Genomic DNA, 632 nt, shown 5'->3' on the forward strand with positions numbered 1-632 from the left:
GCCACTTCGCTACCCCTCCATGAAAACAGGTAAAATATTAAGATGGCGGTCTGGACGGGACTCGAACCCGCGACCTCCTGCGTGACAGGCAGGCATTCTAACCAACTGAACTACCAGACCAAATTGCGGGGACAGGATTTGAACCTGCGACCTTCGGGTTATGAGCCCGACGAGCTACCGGACTGCTCCACCCCGCGATAGTAAAAATTATTAAGTTTGGAGCATGCTACACGTTATGTTACTGAATGTCCCCATCTCAGAACGTCTATTTAAGAAGCAGCTCGATGAGATTTTCTATTTTTCATGGGATATGTCGCCCCGATTTCAGTAAGCCTAATCAAGAAGCGGCTCAATCGGTGCGCTGTAGAGTACTCGAAGAAGAGTATTCGGACGTGCTCCACCCCGCGATAATTAGAAAATATTACATACTGGCGGAGGAAGAGGGATTCGAACCCCCGCGCGGTTTAACCCGCCTGTCGGTTTTCAAGACCGATCCCTTCAGCCGGACTTGGGTATTCCTCCAGTATAAAGTGGAGTCTAGGGGGATCGAACCCCTGACCTCCTGCGTGCAAAGCAGGCGCTCTCCCAGCTGAGCTAAGACCCCATATCGAAGTAAATGGTCGGGAAGACAG

The 632-nt window shown here is 51.1% G+C and carries 4 tRNA genes; all 4 read right to left on the reverse strand.

Annotation, left to right across the window (positions count from 1 at the left end):
- Positions 1-43: 43 nt before the first annotated feature.
- Positions 44-120, reverse strand: a tRNA-Asp gene (locus COD92_RS31040).
- A gap of 3 nt (positions 121-123) precedes the next feature.
- A tRNA-Met gene (locus tag COD92_RS31045) sits at positions 124-197 on the reverse strand.
- A gap of 232 nt (positions 198-429) precedes the next feature.
- Positions 430-522, reverse strand: a tRNA-Ser gene (locus tag COD92_RS31050).
- A 9-nt stretch (positions 523-531) separates the two neighbouring features.
- Positions 532-604, reverse strand: a tRNA-Ala gene (locus COD92_RS31055).
- Between the last annotated feature and the right edge of the window lie 28 nt (positions 605-632).

Source organism: Bacillus sp. AFS037270, from assembly GCF_002585305.1.